The sequence below is a fragment of the Bacillus sp. N1(2025) genome (assembly GCF_053470005.1).
Window position 1 is genome coordinate 53,123 of record NZ_JBLTJB010000012.1, and the last position, 19,428, is coordinate 72,550.

Annotated in this window: 26 protein-coding genes and 3 pseudogenes; 26 read left to right on the top strand and 3 right to left on the bottom strand. The window is 38.5% G+C overall.

Translation table 11 applies throughout. The annotated features are described in order from the left end of the window. The first annotated feature begins 14 nt into the window (after nt 1–14). From ACNFN4_RS19775 to ACNFN4_RS19795, 5 genes and pseudogenes are all read left to right on the top strand, one after another. Nucleotides 15–536 (top strand): HNH endonuclease signature motif containing protein, encoded by a 522-nt coding sequence (locus tag ACNFN4_RS19775; RefSeq protein WP_448200419.1) that lies wholly within the window; start codon nt 15–17, stop codon nt 534–536. Nucleotides 537–712: 176 nt separating this feature from the next. Further along, a pseudogene (locus tag ACNFN4_RS19780) lies at nt 713–1,120 on the top strand (ribonucleotide-diphosphate reductase subunit beta); the annotation flags it as partial. Next, a complete protein-coding gene (locus ACNFN4_RS19785) occupies nt 1,117–1,359 on the top strand; it encodes a thioredoxin domain-containing protein (RefSeq protein ID WP_448200420.1) in 243 nt (80 codons plus the stop codon). The pseudogene ACNFN4_RS19780 and the gene ACNFN4_RS19785, both read left to right, overlap by 4 nt. Beyond that, nucleotides 1,352–1,561, top strand: coding sequence for a hypothetical protein (locus ACNFN4_RS19790; RefSeq protein WP_448200421.1), 210 nt, complete (start codon nt 1,352–1,354; stop codon nt 1,559–1,561). The genes ACNFN4_RS19785 and ACNFN4_RS19790 overlap by 8 nt, the downstream gene beginning before the upstream one ends. Before the next feature lie 81 nt (nt 1,562–1,642). Beyond that, nucleotides 1,643–2,071 carry a dUTP diphosphatase gene (locus ACNFN4_RS19795; RefSeq protein WP_448200422.1) on the top strand — a complete coding sequence of 143 codons (429 nt, stop codon included), beginning with the start codon at nt 1,643–1,645 and terminating at the stop codon, nt 2,069–2,071. Between the two features lie 99 nt (nt 2,072–2,170). Here ACNFN4_RS19795 and ACNFN4_RS19800 read toward each other — a convergent pair whose 3' ends face one another. Continuing rightward, nucleotides 2,171–2,605: a hypothetical protein gene (locus ACNFN4_RS19800; protein ID WP_064778443.1), complete on the bottom strand. Its 435-nt coding sequence runs from the start codon at nt 2,603–2,605 to the stop codon at nt 2,171–2,173. A gap of 115 nt (nt 2,606–2,720) precedes the next feature. On the opposite strand from ACNFN4_RS19800, the gene ACNFN4_RS19805 reads away from it, so the two are divergent. The 7 genes from ACNFN4_RS19805 to ACNFN4_RS19835 all read left to right on the top strand — a co-directional run bounded on the left by ACNFN4_RS19805 (nt 2,721) and on the right by ACNFN4_RS19835 (nt 7,364). After that, entirely contained in the window at nt 2,721–3,020 is a 300-nt protein-coding gene (locus ACNFN4_RS19805) for a hypothetical protein (RefSeq protein ID WP_448200423.1), read from the top strand. 775 nt (nt 3,021–3,795) lie between these two features. Beyond that, entirely contained in the window at nt 3,796–4,635 is an 840-nt protein-coding gene (locus tag ACNFN4_RS19810) for a thymidylate synthase (RefSeq protein ID WP_448200424.1), read from the top strand. Continuing rightward, nucleotides 4,635–5,141 carry a dihydrofolate reductase gene (locus ACNFN4_RS19815; RefSeq protein WP_448200425.1) on the top strand — a complete coding sequence of 169 codons (507 nt, stop codon included), beginning with the start codon at nt 4,635–4,637 and terminating at the stop codon, nt 5,139–5,141. Before ACNFN4_RS19810 ends, ACNFN4_RS19815 begins: the two co-directional genes overlap by 1 nt. A gap of 129 nt (nt 5,142–5,270) precedes the next feature. Beyond that, nucleotides 5,271–5,636 (top strand): hypothetical protein, encoded by a 366-nt coding sequence (locus ACNFN4_RS19820; RefSeq protein WP_448200426.1) that lies wholly within the window; start codon nt 5,271–5,273, stop codon nt 5,634–5,636. Between the two features lie 59 nt (nt 5,637–5,695). Next, a complete protein-coding gene (locus ACNFN4_RS19825) occupies nt 5,696–6,052 on the top strand; it encodes a hypothetical protein (RefSeq protein ID WP_448200427.1) in 357 nt (118 codons plus the stop codon). Then, nucleotides 6,040–6,810, top strand: coding sequence for a hypothetical protein (locus ACNFN4_RS19830; RefSeq protein ID WP_448200428.1), 771 nt, complete (start codon nt 6,040–6,042; stop codon nt 6,808–6,810). The genes ACNFN4_RS19825 and ACNFN4_RS19830 overlap by 13 nt, the downstream gene beginning before the upstream one ends. Nucleotides 6,811–7,028: 218 nt before the next feature. Next, nucleotides 7,029–7,364 (top strand): hypothetical protein, encoded by a 336-nt coding sequence (locus tag ACNFN4_RS19835; RefSeq protein ID WP_448200429.1) that lies wholly within the window; start codon nt 7,029–7,031, stop codon nt 7,362–7,364. Here the strand turns inward: ACNFN4_RS19835 and ACNFN4_RS19840 are convergent. Then, nucleotides 7,361–7,573: an alpha/beta-type small acid-soluble spore protein gene (locus ACNFN4_RS19840; RefSeq protein ID WP_094295866.1), complete on the bottom strand. Its 213-nt coding sequence runs from the start codon at nt 7,571–7,573 to the stop codon at nt 7,361–7,363. The two genes, ACNFN4_RS19835 and ACNFN4_RS19840, sit on opposite strands and share 4 nt — an antisense overlap. Before the next feature lie 166 nt (nt 7,574–7,739). Between ACNFN4_RS19840 and ACNFN4_RS19845 the strand changes: the two genes are divergently transcribed. From ACNFN4_RS19845 to ACNFN4_RS19865, 5 genes are all read left to right on the top strand, one after another. Beyond that, nucleotides 7,740–8,069 carry a hypothetical protein gene (locus ACNFN4_RS19845; RefSeq protein WP_094295867.1) on the top strand — a complete coding sequence of 110 codons (330 nt, stop codon included), beginning with the start codon at nt 7,740–7,742 and terminating at the stop codon, nt 8,067–8,069. A gap of 207 nt (nt 8,070–8,276) precedes the next feature. Then, on the top strand, nt 8,277–8,582 hold the full coding sequence (locus tag ACNFN4_RS19850) for a hypothetical protein (protein ID WP_448200430.1): 306 nt from the start codon (nt 8,277–8,279) through the stop codon (nt 8,580–8,582). A gap of 36 nt (nt 8,583–8,618) precedes the next feature. Further along, complete coding sequence (locus ACNFN4_RS19855; protein ID WP_160182745.1) at nt 8,619–8,783, top strand: hypothetical protein; 165 nt, start codon at nt 8,619–8,621, stop codon at nt 8,781–8,783. A gap of 3 nt (nt 8,784–8,786) precedes the next feature. Next, complete coding sequence (locus tag ACNFN4_RS19860; protein WP_160182744.1) at nt 8,787–9,464, top strand: hypothetical protein; 678 nt, start codon at nt 8,787–8,789, stop codon at nt 9,462–9,464. Then, a complete protein-coding gene (locus ACNFN4_RS19865) occupies nt 9,457–9,909 on the top strand; it encodes a macro domain-containing protein (RefSeq protein WP_448200431.1) in 453 nt (150 codons plus the stop codon). Before ACNFN4_RS19860 ends, ACNFN4_RS19865 begins: the two co-directional genes overlap by 8 nt. 224 nt (nt 9,910–10,133) lie before the next feature. Here the strand turns inward: ACNFN4_RS19865 and ACNFN4_RS19870 are convergent, their stop codons facing one another. Continuing rightward, on the bottom strand, nt 10,134–10,373 hold the full coding sequence (locus ACNFN4_RS19870) for a helix-turn-helix domain-containing protein (RefSeq protein ID WP_014470254.1): 240 nt from the start codon (nt 10,371–10,373) through the stop codon (nt 10,134–10,136). A 97-nt stretch (nt 10,374–10,470) separates the two neighbouring features. On the opposite strand from ACNFN4_RS19870, the gene ACNFN4_RS19875 reads away from it, so the two are divergent. The 9 genes and pseudogenes from ACNFN4_RS19875 to ACNFN4_RS19915 all read left to right on the top strand — a co-directional run bounded on the left by ACNFN4_RS19875 (nt 10,471) and on the right by ACNFN4_RS19915 (nt 18,981). Beyond that, on the top strand, nt 10,471–11,070 hold the full coding sequence (locus ACNFN4_RS19875; protein WP_161512154.1) for a Holliday junction resolvase RecU: 600 nt from the start codon (nt 10,471–10,473) through the stop codon (nt 11,068–11,070). Further along, complete coding sequence (locus ACNFN4_RS19880; protein ID WP_215532348.1) at nt 11,067–11,213, top strand: hypothetical protein; 147 nt, start codon at nt 11,067–11,069, stop codon at nt 11,211–11,213. Before ACNFN4_RS19875 ends, ACNFN4_RS19880 begins: the two co-directional genes overlap by 4 nt. Before the next feature lie 85 nt (nt 11,214–11,298). Next, nucleotides 11,299–13,002, top strand: a complete 1,704-nt coding sequence (locus ACNFN4_RS19885) for a recombinase family protein (protein WP_029974580.1) — start codon at nt 11,299–11,301, stop codon at nt 13,000–13,002. After that, nucleotides 12,968–13,393 (top strand): annotated as a pseudogene (locus tag ACNFN4_RS19890) (stage V sporulation protein K); the annotation flags it as partial. The gene ACNFN4_RS19885 and the pseudogene ACNFN4_RS19890, both read left to right, overlap by 35 nt. 129 nt (nt 13,394–13,522) lie before the next feature. Continuing rightward, the gene (gene hflX / locus ACNFN4_RS19895) at nt 13,523–14,785 is read left to right on the top strand and encodes a GTPase HflX (RefSeq protein ID WP_015239904.1); all 1,263 of its coding nucleotides are present in this window, start codon (nt 13,523–13,525) and stop codon (nt 14,783–14,785) included. A 16-nt stretch (nt 14,786–14,801) separates the two neighbouring features. Then, nucleotides 14,802–16,067 carry a methionine gamma-lyase family protein gene (locus ACNFN4_RS19900; protein WP_448200432.1) on the top strand — a complete coding sequence of 422 codons (1,266 nt, stop codon included), beginning with the start codon at nt 14,802–14,804 and terminating at the stop codon, nt 16,065–16,067. Nucleotides 16,068–16,176: 109 nt separating this feature from the next. Continuing rightward, nucleotides 16,177–16,581 carry a transcriptional repressor GlnR gene (gene glnR / locus ACNFN4_RS19905; protein ID WP_007611631.1) on the top strand — a complete coding sequence of 135 codons (405 nt, stop codon included), beginning with the start codon at nt 16,177–16,179 and terminating at the stop codon, nt 16,579–16,581. 57 nt (nt 16,582–16,638) lie between these two features. Next, the gene (gene glnA, locus ACNFN4_RS19910) at nt 16,639–17,973 is read left to right on the top strand and encodes a type I glutamate--ammonia ligase (protein ID WP_007410365.1); all 1,335 of its coding nucleotides are present in this window, start codon (nt 16,639–16,641) and stop codon (nt 17,971–17,973) included. Nucleotides 17,974–18,567: 594 nt separating this feature from the next. Next, nucleotides 18,568–18,981 (top strand): annotated as a pseudogene (locus ACNFN4_RS19915) (ERCC4 domain-containing protein). The last annotated feature ends 447 nt before the right edge of the window (nt 18,982–19,428 follow it).

The window sequence follows — 19,428 nt, forward strand, 5'->3', positions numbered from 1 at the left end:
CAAAGGAGGTGAAAATGATAAGGAAAGAAGTCGAAGAAGCGCCTTGGTGGATAACGGAAACGGGAGTTATCATATCAAAAAAATTAAAGAAGCCAAGAAAGACATTTATTACTCCACATGGCTATGAAATGATAGGATACACGCATCCGAAAAGAGGAACACAGAACTTTTTAGTACATAGGTTAGTCGCGAAATATTTTATTCATGAAATACCAAAAGGAATGTTTGTAAACCACATAGACGGAAATAAACTAAACAATCACGTTCGGAACTTAGAGATAGTTACACCTAAAGAAAATACTCTACATGCAATGAAAATTGGATTAATGTCAGGACAACCTGGAGAAAGTAATTCAATGTCAAAGCTCACAGACTCAGAGGCAACAAATTTAATCTATGATTTGCTTGCTGGAATGAATAATGTTGAAGCTGGTGAAAAATACAGCCTTCATCCTCGTTACGTTAGTCTGATTCGACATAATAGAAGATGGAAGACTTTATGGGATCGCATAGAACGTTCAACGACTATCGCATAGGCGGCGAAATTCCGCAAAACGAGTAGGGCGCAAGCTATTGGCGTGGGTGAGAACCCCTTAAATCGAAACGGGAGGCATCCTACAGGGATGATGATATAGTCTGCTCCTTACGGTAACGTAAGGCGGTTGCGACAGGGCAACGAGCTGAGAGTAGCGAACTCGGTTGAACTAAAGGTATTAGAGACGAAGCACTGCACGGCGTTTACGTCGGTTTATTAGCACAGGAGATATATAAGAATCAAACTCCTAAGAAGCAAAAAGAATTGTATGGATGGGCTTTAAGCTTTCTACAGGAGCTTTATGAAAATGAATTGGAGTATACAGAAGATGTTTATGATCAGGTTGGTTTAGCTACAGATGTAAAGAAATTCATCAGATACAATGCAAATAAAGCATTAAACAATCTTGGATTCGATCATCTGTTTGAGGAAGAAGACGTTAACCCAATTGTTATTAATGGATTAAGCACAAAGACTAAATCCCATGACTTCTTTTCAACTAAAGGAAATGGGTACAAAAAAGCAACTGTTGAGCCATTAAAGGATTCTGATTTCATTTTTACCGAGAAAGGATGTATTCAATGAGATTAATTAAATTAGAGCAGCCTAATTGCAATCCGTGTAAAACGGTGTCCAATTACTTAAAACAAGCAAATATTCAATTTGAGACAGTTGACGTTACACAGGAACCAGAAGTAGCAGCAAGATTTGGTGTCATGGGAGTACCGGTAACCATTCTGCTGAGTGATCAAGGAGAGGAAGTAAAACGAAGCATTGGCTTTAAGCCCGATGAGCTTGATAAGTTAGCAAGGGAGGTTGTTTGAAATTTCAGAAGAACAAAAATCGTTAATAAAGATTGGAGACAAACTTAAATGCCTAAGAGGGGATTGGCATTTTGAAACTAATTGCATTTACACAGTTTATGGAGATATGCCAGACAATACTAGTACGCCAGTTATATGGTGTGATGAAATATCTCCCCATACAGTAGAGGGATTGGATTTAGGACAGTGGGAAATTGTTTAAAAAATCAGAGTTCCAACGTTGAGCTTAAGTAGGAATAAGAGAATAAAAATAAACAACATAAATTAAAGGAGATAATACTTAATGCAAATTAAAATCAAATATCTAGACGAAACTCAAACGAGAATCAGCAAAATTGAGCAAGGGGATTGGATTGATCTTCGAGCAGCTGAAGATGTAGCCATCAAAAAGGACGAATTTAAACTTATTCCGTTAGGAGTGGCAATGGAGCTGCCAGAAGGATATGAGGCTCATGTTGTTCCACGTTCAAGTACATTTAAAAACTTTGGCATCATTGAAACAAACTCAATGGGTGTTATTGATGAGTCGTACAAGGGAGACAATGATTTATGGTTCTTTCCGGCTTATGCATTACGAGATACAGAAATTAAAAAAGGAGAGCGTATCTGTCAGTTCAGAATCATGAAGAAGATGCCTGCAGTTGAATTGATTGAGGTAGATCATTTAGGCAACAATGATCGAGGTGGTCACGGATCAACAGGAACTAAGTAATACAAGTCAAGTCCTGACTGAGGTCTAATGATGTATGTCTTTCCAGTGGAGGGTCGCAGTCAGGACTCTTTATAAAGTACCCTGTTCTTAAGAATTTAATTAAGCTTTTGCTTCTTGTTTGGCATTATCGCAATACAATTGGTAAAGCTCTGAATCATCCCAGCCATTAAAGTCTTTTTGCTCGGGAATATATGCGGCAATATTAAGTTGCTGACCTTTATTGGTATAGTCTGATGTAAATTCATCCATCTCCGTATAAATAATGACCTTCTTAAATGGAGAAGTTGGTGAGATTGCATTTTTAATTACTTCTAAAATCCTACTAACACCAGTTTTATTTGGTTGAAGTGTTTCTTTTAGCAACGAAATAACTTCTTCAATGCAGTTGATGGCAGATGTGCTTTTATGTTTTAAGTTGTCATAAACATGAAGAATTTCCTTGTCCATTTCATATGTGTAGGTAAATTCGCTCTTGCTATGGAAGCCTACATTTTTAATGGAACCTTGAATAATAGGATGTTGAGTAATGCTCATTAAATATTACCACCTTTTCGTATATTGGGAATTTTAAGACAAGTATATTATACCAATAATCAGGAAAAAGGACTAAATAAAAGAAGACTTTTATAGAAAAGTGAGGTGAGATTCAGTGAACAATTATGTAGATAAAATTAAAGAACATCTTCATAAAATTGCTGAGCTTGAAAAAGGATTGTCATTATTCAGTGAAGATGAAGAAGAATACATAAGCTTATTAGCTAAGATTCAACATCAGTTTGATTTAATTTCAGATGAATCAATGGAAGGGTTTAAAGAATTAACTTTACATATAAGAAATACAGGTCAGAAAAGAATACAACGAGGAATTGCCCAGCTACCTCATACAATCAAAGAAAGTGTAAGTGAAGAAATCAAAGACATGAAGAGAGCCGGCGAGCTTTTTGATTGATGTTTGAATTTTAAACATGCCTATATAAACAGTGACAAGTATCGATTGGGTGTGAGCTTAAATACAATACATTGAATACTTTGAACAACTGGAGGTCTTAATGTGTTTAGACAATATCCAATATGGTACACACCGTCGCTGTATACTTTGAATTACTTGCCACAATTTTCACCATACATTGCTTACTTGAATAGTGCTGAACGATGTTTTCAACAATGTATGTACCAAACTCATGGTAATGCTGAATGGTGTCATAGAAACTGCTACGGCACAATCTATCGATAAACTTAAACAGAGCAGTTGGATTTAATTCCTCTGCTCTAAAAAATAAAATAAGGAGATGTATTGTAATTACATATTTTACGTTAATACTTGCAGCATACTTATTTGCATTAAATATTAATGAAATTATACTCATTTCACGAGGAGAACAGAATGTATACGCTAAAATTACGCATATGCTTTCTAATTCACCATATAAAGAACTGAAGAAGAATAAGAACTTAGTATATGCCATTACATTGTTCAAGGGGATTTCGTTCATTATCCCCTTGGCTACTATTGGACTGATCACGCACGGTAACTTGCTAATGTTAGCTTGGACAGCTTTTGCTTTAATTTATACCGGTTTAACAATGTTTAAAATTCTTGATGTTTTGGACGGTGACTCAAACAATAAACAAAACAAGTTCGTGTACATGTTGTTTGTTTGCGGTAATATTGTCTTCGTGGTTAACTTTATTATCAGTTGGTTTAGATAAAGGAGAATAGAAATATGACTCAATTTGATAAACAGTACAACACAATCATAAATGACATAATTAATAATGGAGTATCCGACGAAGAATTCGATGTGAGAACCAAGTGGGATACAGATGGAACACCAGCACATACACTAAGTGTAATCAGTAAGCAATTGCGGTTTGATAATTCCGAAGTACCGATTTTAACGACTAAAAAAGTAGCCTGGAAAACAGCAATCAAGGAATTGCTTTGGATATGGCAGCTTAAATCAAATGATGTTAATGAGTTAAACAAGATGGGCGTACATATTTGGGATCAATGGAAACAAGAAGACGGCACGATCGGCAAAGCATATGGCTATCAGCTTGGTAAGAAGAACAGAATACTAAACGGAGAAAAGGTTGATCAGGTTGATTATCTTCTTCATCAGTTGAAAAATAATCCATCATCACGCAGACATATTACTACGCTTTGGAATCCTGATGAATTAGACTCGATGGCATTGACGCCCTGTGTTTATGGTACTCAATGGCTTGTAAAAGGCGGGAAGTTGCATTTAGAAGTTTTCTGTCGCAGTAATGATCTCGCGCTCGGGAATCCGTTTAATGTATTCCAGTACAATGTATTGCAGCGTATGATTGCTCAAGTTACTGGATATGATCTAGGTGAGTATATCTTCAATATTGGAGACTGTCACGTGTACACTCGTCATATAGACAATTTAAAAATTCAAATGGACAGAGAGCAATATGAAGCACCTGAACTATGGATCAATCCAGATGTAAAGGACTTCTATGATTTCACAATTAACGATTTCAAGCTGATTAATTATAAGCATGGAGACAAGCTTTACTTTGAGGTAGCAGTATAATGCTATCTCTTATTGCTTGCTGCGACAAATCAATGGCCATTGGATATGAAAATAATCTGCTTTACCATATTCCTGAAGACATGAAACACTTTAAAGAACTCACTACAGGAAAGCTGTGTATACAGGGAAGGCTTACATACGAATCAATCGTAAACATTACAGGAAAACCACTTCAAAACCGAAGGAATATCATATTGACTAAAAATAAAGATTTCAAGCCTGGTCACTCTTCATTTGTTTATCATTCGGTTAACGATGTATTAAAGCTTGTACGAGGACAGCTGGATAAAGATGAAGAGGTAATGGTCATTGGAGGATGTGCTATATACGAGGCATTCTTACCACATGCTGATAAGGTTTATTTAACGATTGTTGATTCAGTCGCTGCGAAGGCAGATTCATATTTTCCAAGGTTAAATGACGATTGGAGAGTAATTGAAAAGGATCACAGAAAAGCAAACAACAATACCACATTTAATTATTCATTTGTGACTTACTCAAAATAATTTAAGGATAAAAATAAAATAGTTATAGACTTTTAAGAAGTTGAATGATAAGATAAAGACAAGTTAAAAGCTTGTCTTTTTTTTACATACTTTTAGAATAAAAATAAAATAATAAATAGGAGTGACGATATGAAAACTGCAAAAGATTATCTTGTTTCCATTTCCAAACCTCTTGTTGCAATTGAGGAGACTAAACAACGACTTCAAAATGAAATTGATAACCTTTATAAAGAGCTGGGGAAAGTTGATAAAGAGCTCAATGAATTTTATCACAAGTTGGAAGAGGACAAATTTAATGCATCAGAGGGATATCATCTTTCATTAAAAGGTCAAAAGATATTGAGAAAGCGAAGAAGCTTAAAACAAGAGCTCCAATTATTGAACACACTTTTCGGAAGCTTAAACAATAATGGATGGACTCTTGAGTCACTGAAGATTGCCGAATATAAAATTAGCAAAAAGAAAAACAAGCATTTAAAGTATGAATCAGTTTAAAGACATGATCTACATTCACCTTGTGAATACATATTGAATCCTTATAAGGAGGTGATTAATTGCAACAAAAAGAGCGAGAATTGTTGTCAAAGAAAGAACAGCTTGAAATTGATGTTTTAGAAAAGGAAGCAGCTTTACTCCGGCTAGAAGTGGAACAAGAAGATTTCAATCTCCACAAAATTGGGGAGATCGGAGTACTTAAAGATTTTCTTTTGTACATAAAGAAATACAGAGCAATGTTTACTGTGCAGCAAGCAGAAGAGTTTAGAAATATGGATGGCCGAATGAAAGAAATCATCAAAGTCCAGGTTGGACAAGTAATGGTTGATGAAGAAGCTTTGGAGAGGTTTATTGATGAAATTGAGAATCAAATTAATTTAATTGGAAGCGGAGGAGATAGGGGATGGAAAACGTAAATCAAGCGGTGATCAATAATGCAAATACGGTATTTGAAAAGAAGGACGATAAATATTTAGGCTATAAATCTCGTTTTGGAGATATTGTTATTGGCGGCGCGTATTCTTATAGATTCGTTGTTCACTATGCAAAAACGAATCAAGATGTTGTTATTATATCTGGCGATGTAAATACGGTAACGACTCCGGTCTGTACAACGCTAGAGGAACGTTTATGGAAGCCGGAGAAAAGCGCCCAAGCCCGCCGTGATGAAATCGTTGAGATGGCAAAGGCGGACGTTGAGAATTTGAAGGCGTACGGAAAGCAGTCGTCAAGATCTACCAGCCTCGGAAATTTAACGTATAGAGAGTATTATTATTCGGTTGAGTTTAAGGTCAGTTCCAACAAGCGGAAGGTAAGCGCATTAATCTATCCTATCGGTCGTTTCGGTTTCATATCAGGTAGACCCATTCATGTCGGCCGAGCAAAAGCCGCACCTGATGACTGTTTCAACGTTCATATCGGAAAGGCGATTGCGCTAAGACGTGCGTTGGGATTGACGGTGCCGGACGAATACTTGAACGCTCCGCAGCCGACTGAGGTTCGTGTGGGCGATGTTATAGAAGTTACATTAGATAGCGGAGAAATAGAGAAAAAGCCCGTTATTTCTTTAAAAGCAGGAAGTCTAAATGCGCATTTGCCGGGAAGGATTATACAGTACCCATCGCATTATGCAAAAATCATCGACGACTCACGCGAAGAGGTGGGCGGTGAGTGACGTACCACAGACGCCTGAAGACGACGGTGTTTAAAAAGTATAGCGGATATGATTGGACTTGCGATGGAATGTTTGAAAAACCAAGAGTGAAAGGCAGCGATAAAAGAAAGCGATCGAAACATGAGCGAATAATCCGAAAAGTGATGGATAAAAAAGAAATTAGTTATTAGGACTAAGTTAATATGAAATCTGTATTTTAAAGAGAAGGATAGTGAGCTATGGAGAAAATCAATGGCAGGTATAGAATTAAAATACCTTGTCCAAAGGGAATTTCAGGATGTGCTGTTTGTCATTATTTGTGGATAGACGAAGATGCGTATGACCAGATTTTCGATTGTTATTATGATTATTATGGCAAAAAACCAGACCCAACATCTATTGTTCAAATACATAAACACCTGCCGAAAGATATTCATTTGTTAGCAGAAGAATGGAGATGGAATGACACAGAGGTCAGAGAAAAAATTTATAAATGGTTGAGAGAAGAATTTAGCAGGTGTACGGGTTTGGGAAAGGAGCATAAAAGAGAGGGGATTACTCCCCTCATACATTAATGAAATTGTCCATTCATACTTTGCTGAGCTAGGCGAACCAAACGTTTTGTGATTTCTCCACCTACTGATCCGTTTGCTCGGCTAGTTGTCTCAGGCCCTAAGTTCACACCGAACTCAGAAGCAATTTCATACTTCATTTGTTCAAGGGCACCAGCAGCCTGAGGTACTAGTAATTCATTGCTGTTGTTTGATCTGTATTGTTGAGCCATATGATCATCTCCTAAAGTAGTATGTAACAAACTTGTTCAATTGTATTGTGTGGAGATGTTTTAAGATTATACACATTAATTTGAAAAGAGGTGATTTAAATGTCAATTGGTCATGGAGCATGAATTAACACACACTTTACCATGGGATTAGATAGGGGGATACATATTGTCACATTCATTTTCATTAGTTCTTAGCAAGAAGCTTCCCTTACGAATGTTAATTAAACGTTGTGAAATCGACTTCAATATGCAATTAGATAGACCAGTAATGGGATTCTCCTCTGGAGTACATGAAGACCTCGGTTTATTTCTAACTATAAGTTCAAGACAAATTGACTTTCGCTTTTTAAATAGTCAAAAATTCGTGGAAGCTCTCGGAAAAGTTGAGCAATTTATCGAAAAGCAATTCCATGATGAGACTGTAGGAGTTATTTATCATGACAACATGACAAGATTAAAAGATATTCCTACAATCAAAATTATTAATCTGAGTTAGGTAGAGGTGAGTAAGCTCTAAAAAAAGAAGGTGATTAAGTTAAAAGAGTATACACATGGGTTTTTAAATGGGTTTTTATACGGTTGTATTTTTATACTAGCTTTCCTGTCTATTGCAGTCGTTTTTGTTTTGTGTGTTGCATGCGGCGGTTATTCAATTTAAGGAAAATAAAATTCTAATTTTATACAGAAAAGGAGCACGATCAATATGAACAGTTATGGTTATAAGAGAAGTGAAAAATTCGAAGAACTTAGAAGTGTACTAAGTCATTCTTTACCCAGTAGGACAATGCTAAACAATGTTTCAATCGGAGCAATTGAGATAAATGGAATGTTGATTATTTTGAAAAATCGTTATGACGTATATACTTCTCATAACATCTCCTTCACTCATTACAATGAAAAGCATGGCCCTAATTATCATTACAACGAATTAAAGGGAAGAGATGTAATTTTCGATATTGAATTATTGAACAGAGCAGGAAGAGATGCGTTAATGGAGTTTTATTATTGATAAAATGTTGATTTCATTTAGAAGGGGGTAAGTTTAATGAAAGAGATTGAATTTGATGAAGTTAAGAAATTTGTTGAAGTAATGTCTAGACAATTTAGATCAACAAGGGTGATAAAAATTCACATTAGTTATGCTGAATGGTTGGTTGCTGAAGTTGAGCGTTTAAACGAGCTTTTGAGGAAAGGAGAGGAATTTTCCTAATCAATGGATAGTAAAGAGAAAGAGTCTATTTCTGAGGCGGAATCCTTTTACATAAGCACTCTTGAAATTTCAAGAAGATTGGATAACGATCATAAAGATATATTGAAAAAAGTAAGACTTATAGCTGAAAGAATGCTGATATCACTAAATAGTCCAAATGAATTTATAAAAACATCGTTCTATATTAATTCACAAAATAAACAACAAAAGATGTATGTAGTGTCTAGAGAGGTTGTATTAGAACTTCTTAAGACGTGTACAAGAAAAAATTACATAAAAGCAACTCAAATGCTAGATTACATGAGTGATAATGATAAGGAAAGATATATGCCAAAGACTTTTTCTGAAAATCAGTTTATCACTTTAATGAAAAAATTAATGCCAAGCATAAAAGTTGAACCACAATATAGGGTGTTAAACTATTTTGTTGATTTATTTATACCTGAATTAAAAATATTTATTGAGTACGATGAAGAATATCATAAGCGCAATTCGGTTGCAATAAATGATAATCATAGACAAAATGGCATTTTAGATCATATAAACGACAAGGATATGATGTTTATCCGAGTCAATAGCTCAAATATGTATAAGATACTTAGAAAATTAGTTTTCTTAACAGAACTCAAAAAAATAAATTCTCAACTATTTTTAAAAAGAAAGGAATGGTTTTTTGATTAAAGTTGTAAATGGCAATATTTTAAATGCCTCTGAAGATATTATTTGTCATCAAGTAAATTGTCAAGGAGTTATGGGGGCTGGATTGGCGAAGCAAATCAAAGAAAAGTATCCATCTGCATACAGAGTTTATAAATACATGTGCGACAACGTAGTGTACAAGCCTGACTTGTTGGGAAAGGTTCGAGAAGTAAAAGAGCATGACGGAAAGATTATCGCCCATATCTTTGGACAACTCTCTTATGGAAGAGGAAGGGTATTCACTGACTATGAGGCTTTAAAGTGTGGCTTAGAGCTAATTAAAACCTCAGCCATGACAAATAGAAGATCCATTGCCTTGCCTTATGGAATCGGGTGCGGTTTGGCAGGTGGAAATTGGAATGAGGTAAACAAAATGATCGAATCCATTTTCGGGGACTACGATGTGACAATTTACAAGTTAGATTAAAACTAATTTTAGGATAAAAATAAAATAAGAGAATTAGAGGTGGATGGTAATAGCTGAAGAATATAAAACTATTCAAATACTGTTCAACAAAATGGAAAGACAAATGGGTACGGTGAAAGAAGCTCTCGAGAACAAAGAATACGAAAGAGCCCACCGTAACCTAATCAACCTTTCAGATAACAATGAAGAATTAATGCAGGAAATCAGGTGGGCTCGGAAAGGGATTAAGATTTAACTTTTCTTCTTTCTTCATGGTTCCATTCGTACAGCTCTTCAATTGAGCAGCCAATGGCATCAGCAAAAGTCATGCCTGTAGCCAAGTTCATGTTTGCTTTAGCTCCACTTATATAATCGTGGATACGTTGTCTGGGGTATCCTGTACGTTTGAAAAGGTCATCAACTGTGAGGTCATATTCAAACATTAATTCATTTAAACGAGGGCGCAGGGGCGTCCATTGCTTCATTTCGAACACTTCTTTCAATATTAATTAACATAAAACAGTGTAGCAAAGGTTTATTCTAATTTCAATTTTGGTTTCAATATTTTAGGAGAGTGATTGATTGGGAGGTACAAACCAAGGCAAGGTTTTTGAAGCAAATATAGAAAAATCAGCTGCAGATCAAAACCTGTTCTTCTATAGAATTAAAGATGTTAACCCAATGTTTTTGAAAAGGGGAGCAGCTGTATCAAAAAACAAATACGATTGCTTCCTGCACTTTAAAGGTTATCTTTTTCCTTTTGAACTTAAATCAACAAAGAACAAGTCTGTATCTTTCAGTGAAAAGATCATCAAGCCACAACAGATTAAACACTTAAAAGAGGCAACGCAGTATCCAAACATAATTCCTGGTTTTCTGTTTCAATTTAGAGAGCCAGAAAACAAAGTTTATTTCGTACATATTAATGATTTCCTTACATATAAGAACATAGCTGAAAATCAGTTGCCACATACATATAAAAACAAAATAAACAAGTCCAGTATTCCGATTTCCATATGTGAGGAGATCGGCACAGAAGTCCGTTGGATGAAGAAAAAAGTTAACTATACATATTACTTGAACAAGCTTTGCGATGATTTGATTAAGAAATCCAATGCATTGGACAACCCCAATAAATCATACATTGATGGCAAGTCATCAATAGGGGTGATACATCAATGAGCAAGCGAAAAGAGTGCCCAGAGAATTACAAAGTAACCACAGAAGTAACAGAGAGTGTGCGTGAATGGATTGATGAGGTAATGGGGGGCAAGGAGTTTTTTGATTTTGCTGCAATGCTTATGTACAAGTACAAAAAAGCTTAAGACTTAAGTATACCGTCGATTATGATGGTATACTTCTTAACATGTACAGACGTAAAAGATTAAACAATAGGGGGAAAGATGACCATTGCTTATATTAAAAGGTGACCAAAAATTAAATACTGAGCAGATTATGTCCCTCATTGGAAAAGTAAATGCACTAATTTATGCAAGGGTATCAACCACAGATCAAGCTAAAAAAGGTTTCTCAATTGAGTCACAGTTGGATAGGTGCAAAGAAAGGGCTATGAGCAAATTCGGTTACAAGGACAGTGAGCTGATTGCTTTAGTTGAACCAGGTGGAATGGGCGATGATCCTAATAGACCGGCTCTAAATCATGCTCTTTATTTACTCCAAAAGGGATTAGGTAAGAAATTTTTAGTTCTTCACCCAGATCGCTTAACAAGGGATAACACTTTACAAGGGGTTATTTCACGGAGAATCTGGGGGATGGGCGTTGATATTGAGTTTATCGAGTTTGAAGTGAATCCAAATGATCCTGAATCAATGCTAATGTACAACATTCAAGGATCTATTGCCCAATACAACAAAGCGAAAATACATGCTAACTCAAAACGTGGACGCCTTGCAAAAGCAAAGAAAGGTGAGTTTCCTTCATTTAAAAGGTTGTACGGTTACAAGTTTAATACGGTAACAGACCTTCCAGAGTACAATGAAGAGGAAAAAGAAATATTGTTAGAGATGAAGGATATGTTGCTAAATAAAAAATTATCTTCAAATGAAATTGCCAAAGAACTTTCCAGAAGGGGCGTGGCAGCTCCGAATGGTAAAACGTGGTTCCAGTCTACGGTAAGCAGGATGCTACAAAATGAAGACTACACTGGAGACTTTTATTACGGTAAGTCAAAAGTGGTTCAAGTAAACGGCAAGAAAAAGCAAATTGCAACACCTAAAGATGAATGGATTCTTATTAAAATTCCTCCAATGTGGGATCATGAGACCCGAGATCAAATCATTAAACAATTAAAAGCGAATTTCAAAGGAAGAAGTCGATCAACACGAGATTACTTATTAAAAGGAAAAGCGGTATGTGGTCGTTGTGGCGGGTCTTGCGGATCCGGAATAACGTCAAAAACGAAATCAGGCATTTATAAGTATTATTCATGTTGTAATAAAAGCACAAAAGCATATCAAAATGGCAAAGAGCTATTTAAATGCAAAGGAAAGAACTGGAGAGTAGACATTGTAGACGAAGTTTTTTGGAAATGGTTTAAGAAACTGATTAAGAATCCGAAAAAATTCTTGGATCAATTCTTAGAAGAAGCATCTAATGAAAAAAGTATTGAGGACATAAAAATCAAGATTAATCGGTTACAAAAACAACATGAGGAAATCGATTCCGAAATAGCCAATTACGTAATCCTCTTTGGTAAAGGAAAAATAAAAGAAAGTATGTTCGATGAATTAACACGGCCATTAGAGCTAAATAAAGAACATGTTGAAAATGAATTAGAAATACTGCAATCGCAGTTAAATGCAAACAAGAAAGTGGAGGACAGAAACGAACAAACAATCAAGTACATGAATTCATTTGCAGAAATGGTTGACAAGGATTTATCAATGAGTGAAAAAAGAAATTTCTTAGACTTTTTCATTGAGAAGGTCACATTGTATGATGACGATCATATGGAGGTTGTTTGGAAGAACAAAACACTAAATGAGGACAGGAGTCAAACAGTTGATTTTACTGAGGGTGAACCGGAAGAGGCTTCTGATAATCAACATAAAAGATTAAACCGTATTCAAGCATATGGAAGACAAACAGCATGAATTTATTCTGATCCTGGCAGGGTACTCGAGAGAAATGACACATTTCCTGTCATTAAATCCCGGCCTGCAATCGCGTTTCCCTATCAGCATCGATTTTCCGGATTACTCTGTCACTCAGCTGATGGACATCGCAAAGCGCATGATAGCAGAGCGGGAGTATCAATTAAGCCAGGAAGCCGAGTGGAAGTTAAAAGATTACTTAATGACAGTGAAAAGCACGACAAGCCCCATTAAATTCAGCAACGGGCGCTTTGTCAGAAACGTGATTGAAAAATCGATCCGCGCTCAGGCTATGAGACTTTTAATGGGAGACCAATACTTAAAAAACGATTTAATGACGATCAAGAGCCAGGATTTACTTATAAAAGATGAGGCGGCAGCTCACGAATAGACCTCTCAGCCGGTCTGAGGGGTCTCTTTTTTATTTCTCTCTTTAAAACCCGCCGGATGTGTGGTATACGCCCTGCGGGTTTGGTATGATAGTACTACTGCCCAATACGACACAGAAAGGAACATCCATTTGAACGAACAGGAAGGAAAAAAAGAAACGGTCATTTTGGTCGGCTGCCAGCTTCCGCACATGACAGATGAGCACTTTGAACATTCCATGGAAGAGCTTGCTTCATTGACAAAAACGGCTGACGGAACGGTGCTGACCCGGATTACGCAAAAACGGAACAGAGCGGATGCCGCTACATATATAGGCAAGGGGAAAGTAGACGAGCTGAAGGCGCTGTGTGAAGAGCTTGAAGCAGATCTGGTCATTTTTAATGATGAACTGTCACCGAGCCAGCTTAAATCACTCGCCACTGCAATTGAAGCGAAGATCATCGACCGCACGCAGCTTATTTTGGATATTTTCGCAAAAAGGGCGAAGACGAGAGAAGGAAAGCTTCAGATCGAATTGGCTCAGCTTCAATACGCGCTGCCGCGTCTGAGCGGACAAGGAATCAATCTCTCAAGACAAGGCGGCGGAATCGGGACGAGAGGGCCCGGTGAGACAAAGCTTGAAACAGACCGGCGCCACATTAGAAACCGCATACACGAAATTAACGTGCAGCTTTCAACGGTTATCCGCCACAGAAGCCGTTATCGGGAGAGACGAAAAAAGAACGGCGTGCTTCAGGCTGCACTCGTCGGGTATACCAATGCCGGAAAATCAACATGGTTCAATCAATTAACGAGCTCAGACAGCTATGAAGAAGATCTGCTGTTTGCAACACTTGATCCGATGACGAGAAAGATGGCGCTCCCAAGCGGCTACAGCGTCCTTTTGTCTGATACGGTCGGCTTTATTCAGGATCTGCCGACGACGCTGATTGCCGCTTTCCGCTCAACGCTTGAGGAAGTGAAGGAAGCAGACTTGATCATTCATGTCATTGATTCATCCAATGAAGATTATGCCGGACATGAACAGACTGTCCTCGGTCTGTTAAAAGAGCTTGAGGCAGATGATATTCCGGTGCTGACCGCTTATAACAAACGTGATGAGACACTTCCTGACTTCATCCCGACAGCGGGAGAAGGCCACATCATGATCAGCGCCAGAATCGCCGGGGATGAAGCAAAACTAAAAGCGGAAATCGAAGCTTATTTGCGCCGGGAGCTGATGACGCCGTATGAAGTTCATGTGCCTGCCGCCGAAGGCAAATTGATGTCACGCATCAAATCAGAGACCATGATCGACAGCCTTTATTTTAATGAAGAAAATGAACGCTACGAAGTCTCAGGTTATGTACAGGAAGAACAAAGCATACTCGGAGAACTGAAGAAATTCATGTAAGGAAGGTATACACAACATGTTTGACACACTGACCCACGGCGCTCTTTTACAAAAAACCGCCGAAGAAACAGAAGCGGAAATCTCCGCCGTTCATAAAAGAATAGAAGAAATCAGTGAACGGAATGAATGGAGAGTCCTGCAAAGCTACAGAAAACATAAAGTAAGCGATACGCATTTTACGCCTTCAACCGGATACGGTTATGACGATATCGGACGAGATACACTGGAGAAGATCTATGCTGATGTGTTCGGAGGAGAGGCGGGACTCGTGCGGCCGCATGTCATTTCCGGAACGCATGCGATTTCAATCGCGCTCTTCGGTGTGCTGAGACCCGGGGACGAATTGCTTTATATAACAGGCAAGCCTTACGATACACTCGAGGAAATCGTCGGAGTAAGAGGCGGGGAGTATTCAGGCTCGCTTAAGGAATTTCAAATCGGATACAATGCAGTCGATTTAACATCAGAAGGCAGAGTGGACTTTGAAGCGGTCCGGGCTGCAATCCGGCCGAATACAAAAGTGATCGGCATCCAGCGTTCAAAAGGATATGCGAATCGTCCGTCTTTCAGAATAAATGAAATTGAAGAGATGATTCGTTTCGTAAAGGAAATCAAAGAAGATGTCATTGTTTTTGTGGACAATTGCTACGGAGAATTTGCAGAAGAGCGGGAACCCTGCCACGTCGGAGCGGATCTTATGGCCGGCTCCCTGATTAAAAACCCGGGCGGCGGCCTTGCTAAAACGGGCGGCTATCTTGTAGGGAAAGCCAAGTGGATTGAGGCCTGCTCTTACCGGATGACCTCCCCGGGAATCGGAAGTGAAGCCGGGGCTTCGCTTTATTCACTGCAGGAAATGTATCAAGGTTTCTTTCTCGCTCCGCATGTAGTGGCGCAAAGCTTGAAGGGAGCGGTATTTACCGCCCGTTTTCTGGAAAAGCTCGGCTTTACGTCAAACCCTGCATGGAATGCGCCGAGAACGGATCTGATTCAATCAGTTGAGTTTCAGGACCCTGATAAGATGATCGCTTTTTGCCAGGCGATACAATATGCTTCACCGATTAATGCGCATGTGACGCCTTATCCGAGCTATATGCCGGGATATGAAGACGATGTCATTATGGCAGCGGGCACTTTCGTACAGGGAGCAAGCATTGAATTATCAGCAGATGGACCTATCAGACCGCCTTATGTTGCGTATGTCCAAGGAGGATTAACCTACGCGCACGTGAAAAATGCGATTTGCAGCGCTGTAAATGCTTTAATGGAAAAAGAGCTGATCTAGGCCGTTTGCAATTTTCAAAGAATTTGATGTTAAGATTCCTTACATTGTGTTGACACAAAATATAACATCACCTATAATGAGACTAAGATAAGAAAAGGAGGAAATTGAGATGAGTGATAACATTCGCCGCTCAATGCCTTTATTTCCAATTGGGATTGTCATGCAGTTAACAGAACTTTCTGCCCGGCAAATTCGATATTATGAGGAAAATGGATTGATATTTCCAGCGAGAAGCGAAGGAAATAGACGATTATTTTCATTCCATGATGTAGATAAACTGTTAGAAATCAAAAATCTGATTGAACAAGGCGTCAATATGGCGGGAATCAAACAAATTCTGGATAAGGCATCTGCCGAACCGGAAGAAAAATCCGAAAAAACCGCCAAACCGATGAAGCACGATCTGTCTGATGACGAACTCAGAAAGCTTCTGAAAAACGAACTGATGCAGGCAGGCCGTTTCCAGCGGGGAAATACTTTCCGCCAAGGTGACATGTCCCGATTCTTTCATTAATCCGTTAGCAACTGTTTTGCTATATACATTTACCTTTTAGAGGAGGAGTTTTACGAAATGGCAAAGTACACAAGAGAAGACATCGTAAAATTAGTAAATGAGGAAAACGTAAAGTATATCCGCCTTCAGTTCACAGACATTCTCGGAACGATTAAAAACGTGGAAATTCCTGTGAGCCAGCTTGAAAAAGCACTTGATAATAAATGCATGTTCGACGGTTCTTCCATCGAAGGTTTTGTCCGTATCGAAGAGTCTGATATGTACTTATATCCTGATCTGAACACATTTGTAATCTTCCCATGGACGGCTGAAAAAGGTAAAGTAGCACGCTTCATCTGTGACATTTACAATCCGGACGGCACGCCGTTCGAAGGTGACCCGCGTAACAACCTCAAACGGATTCTGAAAGAAATGAAAGAACTCGGTTTCAGCGATTTCAATCTTGGACCTGAGCCTGAATTCTTCCTGTTTAAATTAGATGAAAAAGGCGAACCGACGCTTGAATTGAACGATAAAGGCGGATACTTCGACCTGGCTCCGACTGACTTGGGAGAAAACTGCCGCCGCGATATCGTGCTTGAGCTTGAAGAAATGGGCTTTGAAATCGAAGCATCTCACCATGAAGTTGCTCCGGGTCAGCACGAAATCGATTTTAAATATGCCGGTGCCATCCGTTCTTGTGACGACATCCAAACTTTCAAACTGGTTGTCAAAACGATCGCCCGCAAACACGGTCTGCATGCGACATTCATGCCAAAACCGCTGTTCGGCGTAAACGGTTCCGGTATGCACTGTAACCTATCACTCTTTAAAGATAGCGTTAACGCATTCTTTGATAAAGACGCTGATCTTCAGCTGAGTGAAACAGCAAAACATTTCATTGCCGGTATCGTAAAACACGCGACAAGCTTTACGGCTGTCACAAACCCGACAGTGAACTCTTACAAACGCCTTGTTCCGGGCTATGAAGCACCTTGCTACGTGGCTTGGAGCGCGCAAAACAGAAGCCCGCTGATCCGTATCCCGGCTTCCCGCGGCATCAGCACGCGTGTTGAAGTCCGCAGCGTAGACCCGGCGGCAAACCCGTACCTGGCGTTAAGCGTATTGCTTGCAGCAGGCCTTGACGGAATCAAAAACAAACTTGAAGCACCGGCTCCGATTGACCGCAACATCTACGTCATGAGCAAAGAAGAGCGCATGGAAAACGGCATCGTAGATCTTCCGGCGACACTGGCGGAAGCTCTCGACGAATTCAAATCAAACGAAGTCATGGTTGCAGCGCTCGGCGAGCACCTGTTCGAACACTTCATCGAAGCAAAAGAAATCGAATGGGATATGTTCCGCACACAGGTTCATCCGTGGGAGCGCGAACAGTATATGTCTCAGTATTAATCTCTCAATCCCTTGGCACTATTGGTGTCAGGGGATTTTTTGGTTTCTTAACAAGTTTAATATCTTAATATAAATCAAGTATCATCCACAAAACACCCACAAAAAATCAATAAAAAATTACTCCATAAGTGTGGAGATATAGTCCTCGTACTTATTCATTGAATCTCTGTCAATCTTTTTGCTGATGTGTGAGTAAATATTTGACGTAACTTGAATACTTTTATGATCCAGTCGTTCTTGTATTATTCGATATTTGAAAGGTGAATACTCGGATCATGAACATAGTGTAAAACAGACCATAGATAAAATTATTAATTATTACATGGGCATTGATCAAGATATTAATAGAAAAATAGACGACTGGTTCAATCATGATTTTGAATCAGTTATGAAAGTGATGAAATTACTCGTTCTCTTTTGGGAGAACGGCTGGAGGGAGCTAAAAGAATCCGTTTCAAACTTTGAGAGCGAGGAAAAGGACCAGCTTTCCATAGAAATTTATGATGGGGACATGTCGTATTTTAAGGGGAAGAAAGCATGACAATTATTCACTGTAACTAATCGGAAACGGAGTTAAAAGAAATTCTGGGCAGCATGGTCATAATTGTGGATACGAGGGAGCAAAAAAATCAGCATGTTCTTGATTATCTCCGTAAAAAGAAAGCGGCAATCAATTTCAAAGGAAATTTGAATGCAGCAATTGCGGAAAAACGGAGTGGACGAGCTGGTGCAGTCGATAAAAGACCGCTCCCGTTCTGAAAATGAATTGATTCGGGCATCCAGACATCCTTTCACTCTTCTGGTGGAAGACCTGGAAGGATACCAAAAGATTCTCATCGGGAAATATCGTTCAAAGTATGAACCGAAAGCGTTGCTGGGTAGCTTGAAAACATTTGAAGTTCGTTACAATTTTTTAACGGTATTTATCAGACCTACGCTACCGGAAATTACATTTACCACCCCTTTCGTTATATGGCCCGGGAACTGTTGAAAGGCGGGCTTGTGTGAATTAAATCTTAAGAAGATCAAAAGAAGGAAATAGTAATGGGATTAGTCAGGAACATTGTATTTGGAGATTTTGCGTGCATTGGAACCGACCGTGAGTTTGTTTTAGTTATTAAAAATAAAATATACGGCCCCTTTAAGAATTGAAGAAATGCTTAGGAAAATAATGTTGTAATTGGAAAAGATTAAGAAGCATGAAACTAATAAAAAGATAAAGGGGCTATAATATTACAGCAGAGCATGTGCAAACTCTGTTTAAATGTCAAATAAATTTATTCTAGAAAGAAGAAACTACTCCATTGCACTATAGGATGCTACTCCATCAAACTTTCGTTGGCTGATTTGTACACCGTTTATTCTGCATTGTCCTGAAGGGTTTTGTATTGGATAGACTACATATAAATGTTCTCTACCACGCGAGTCAAAGAATACTCTGTGAATAAATACACG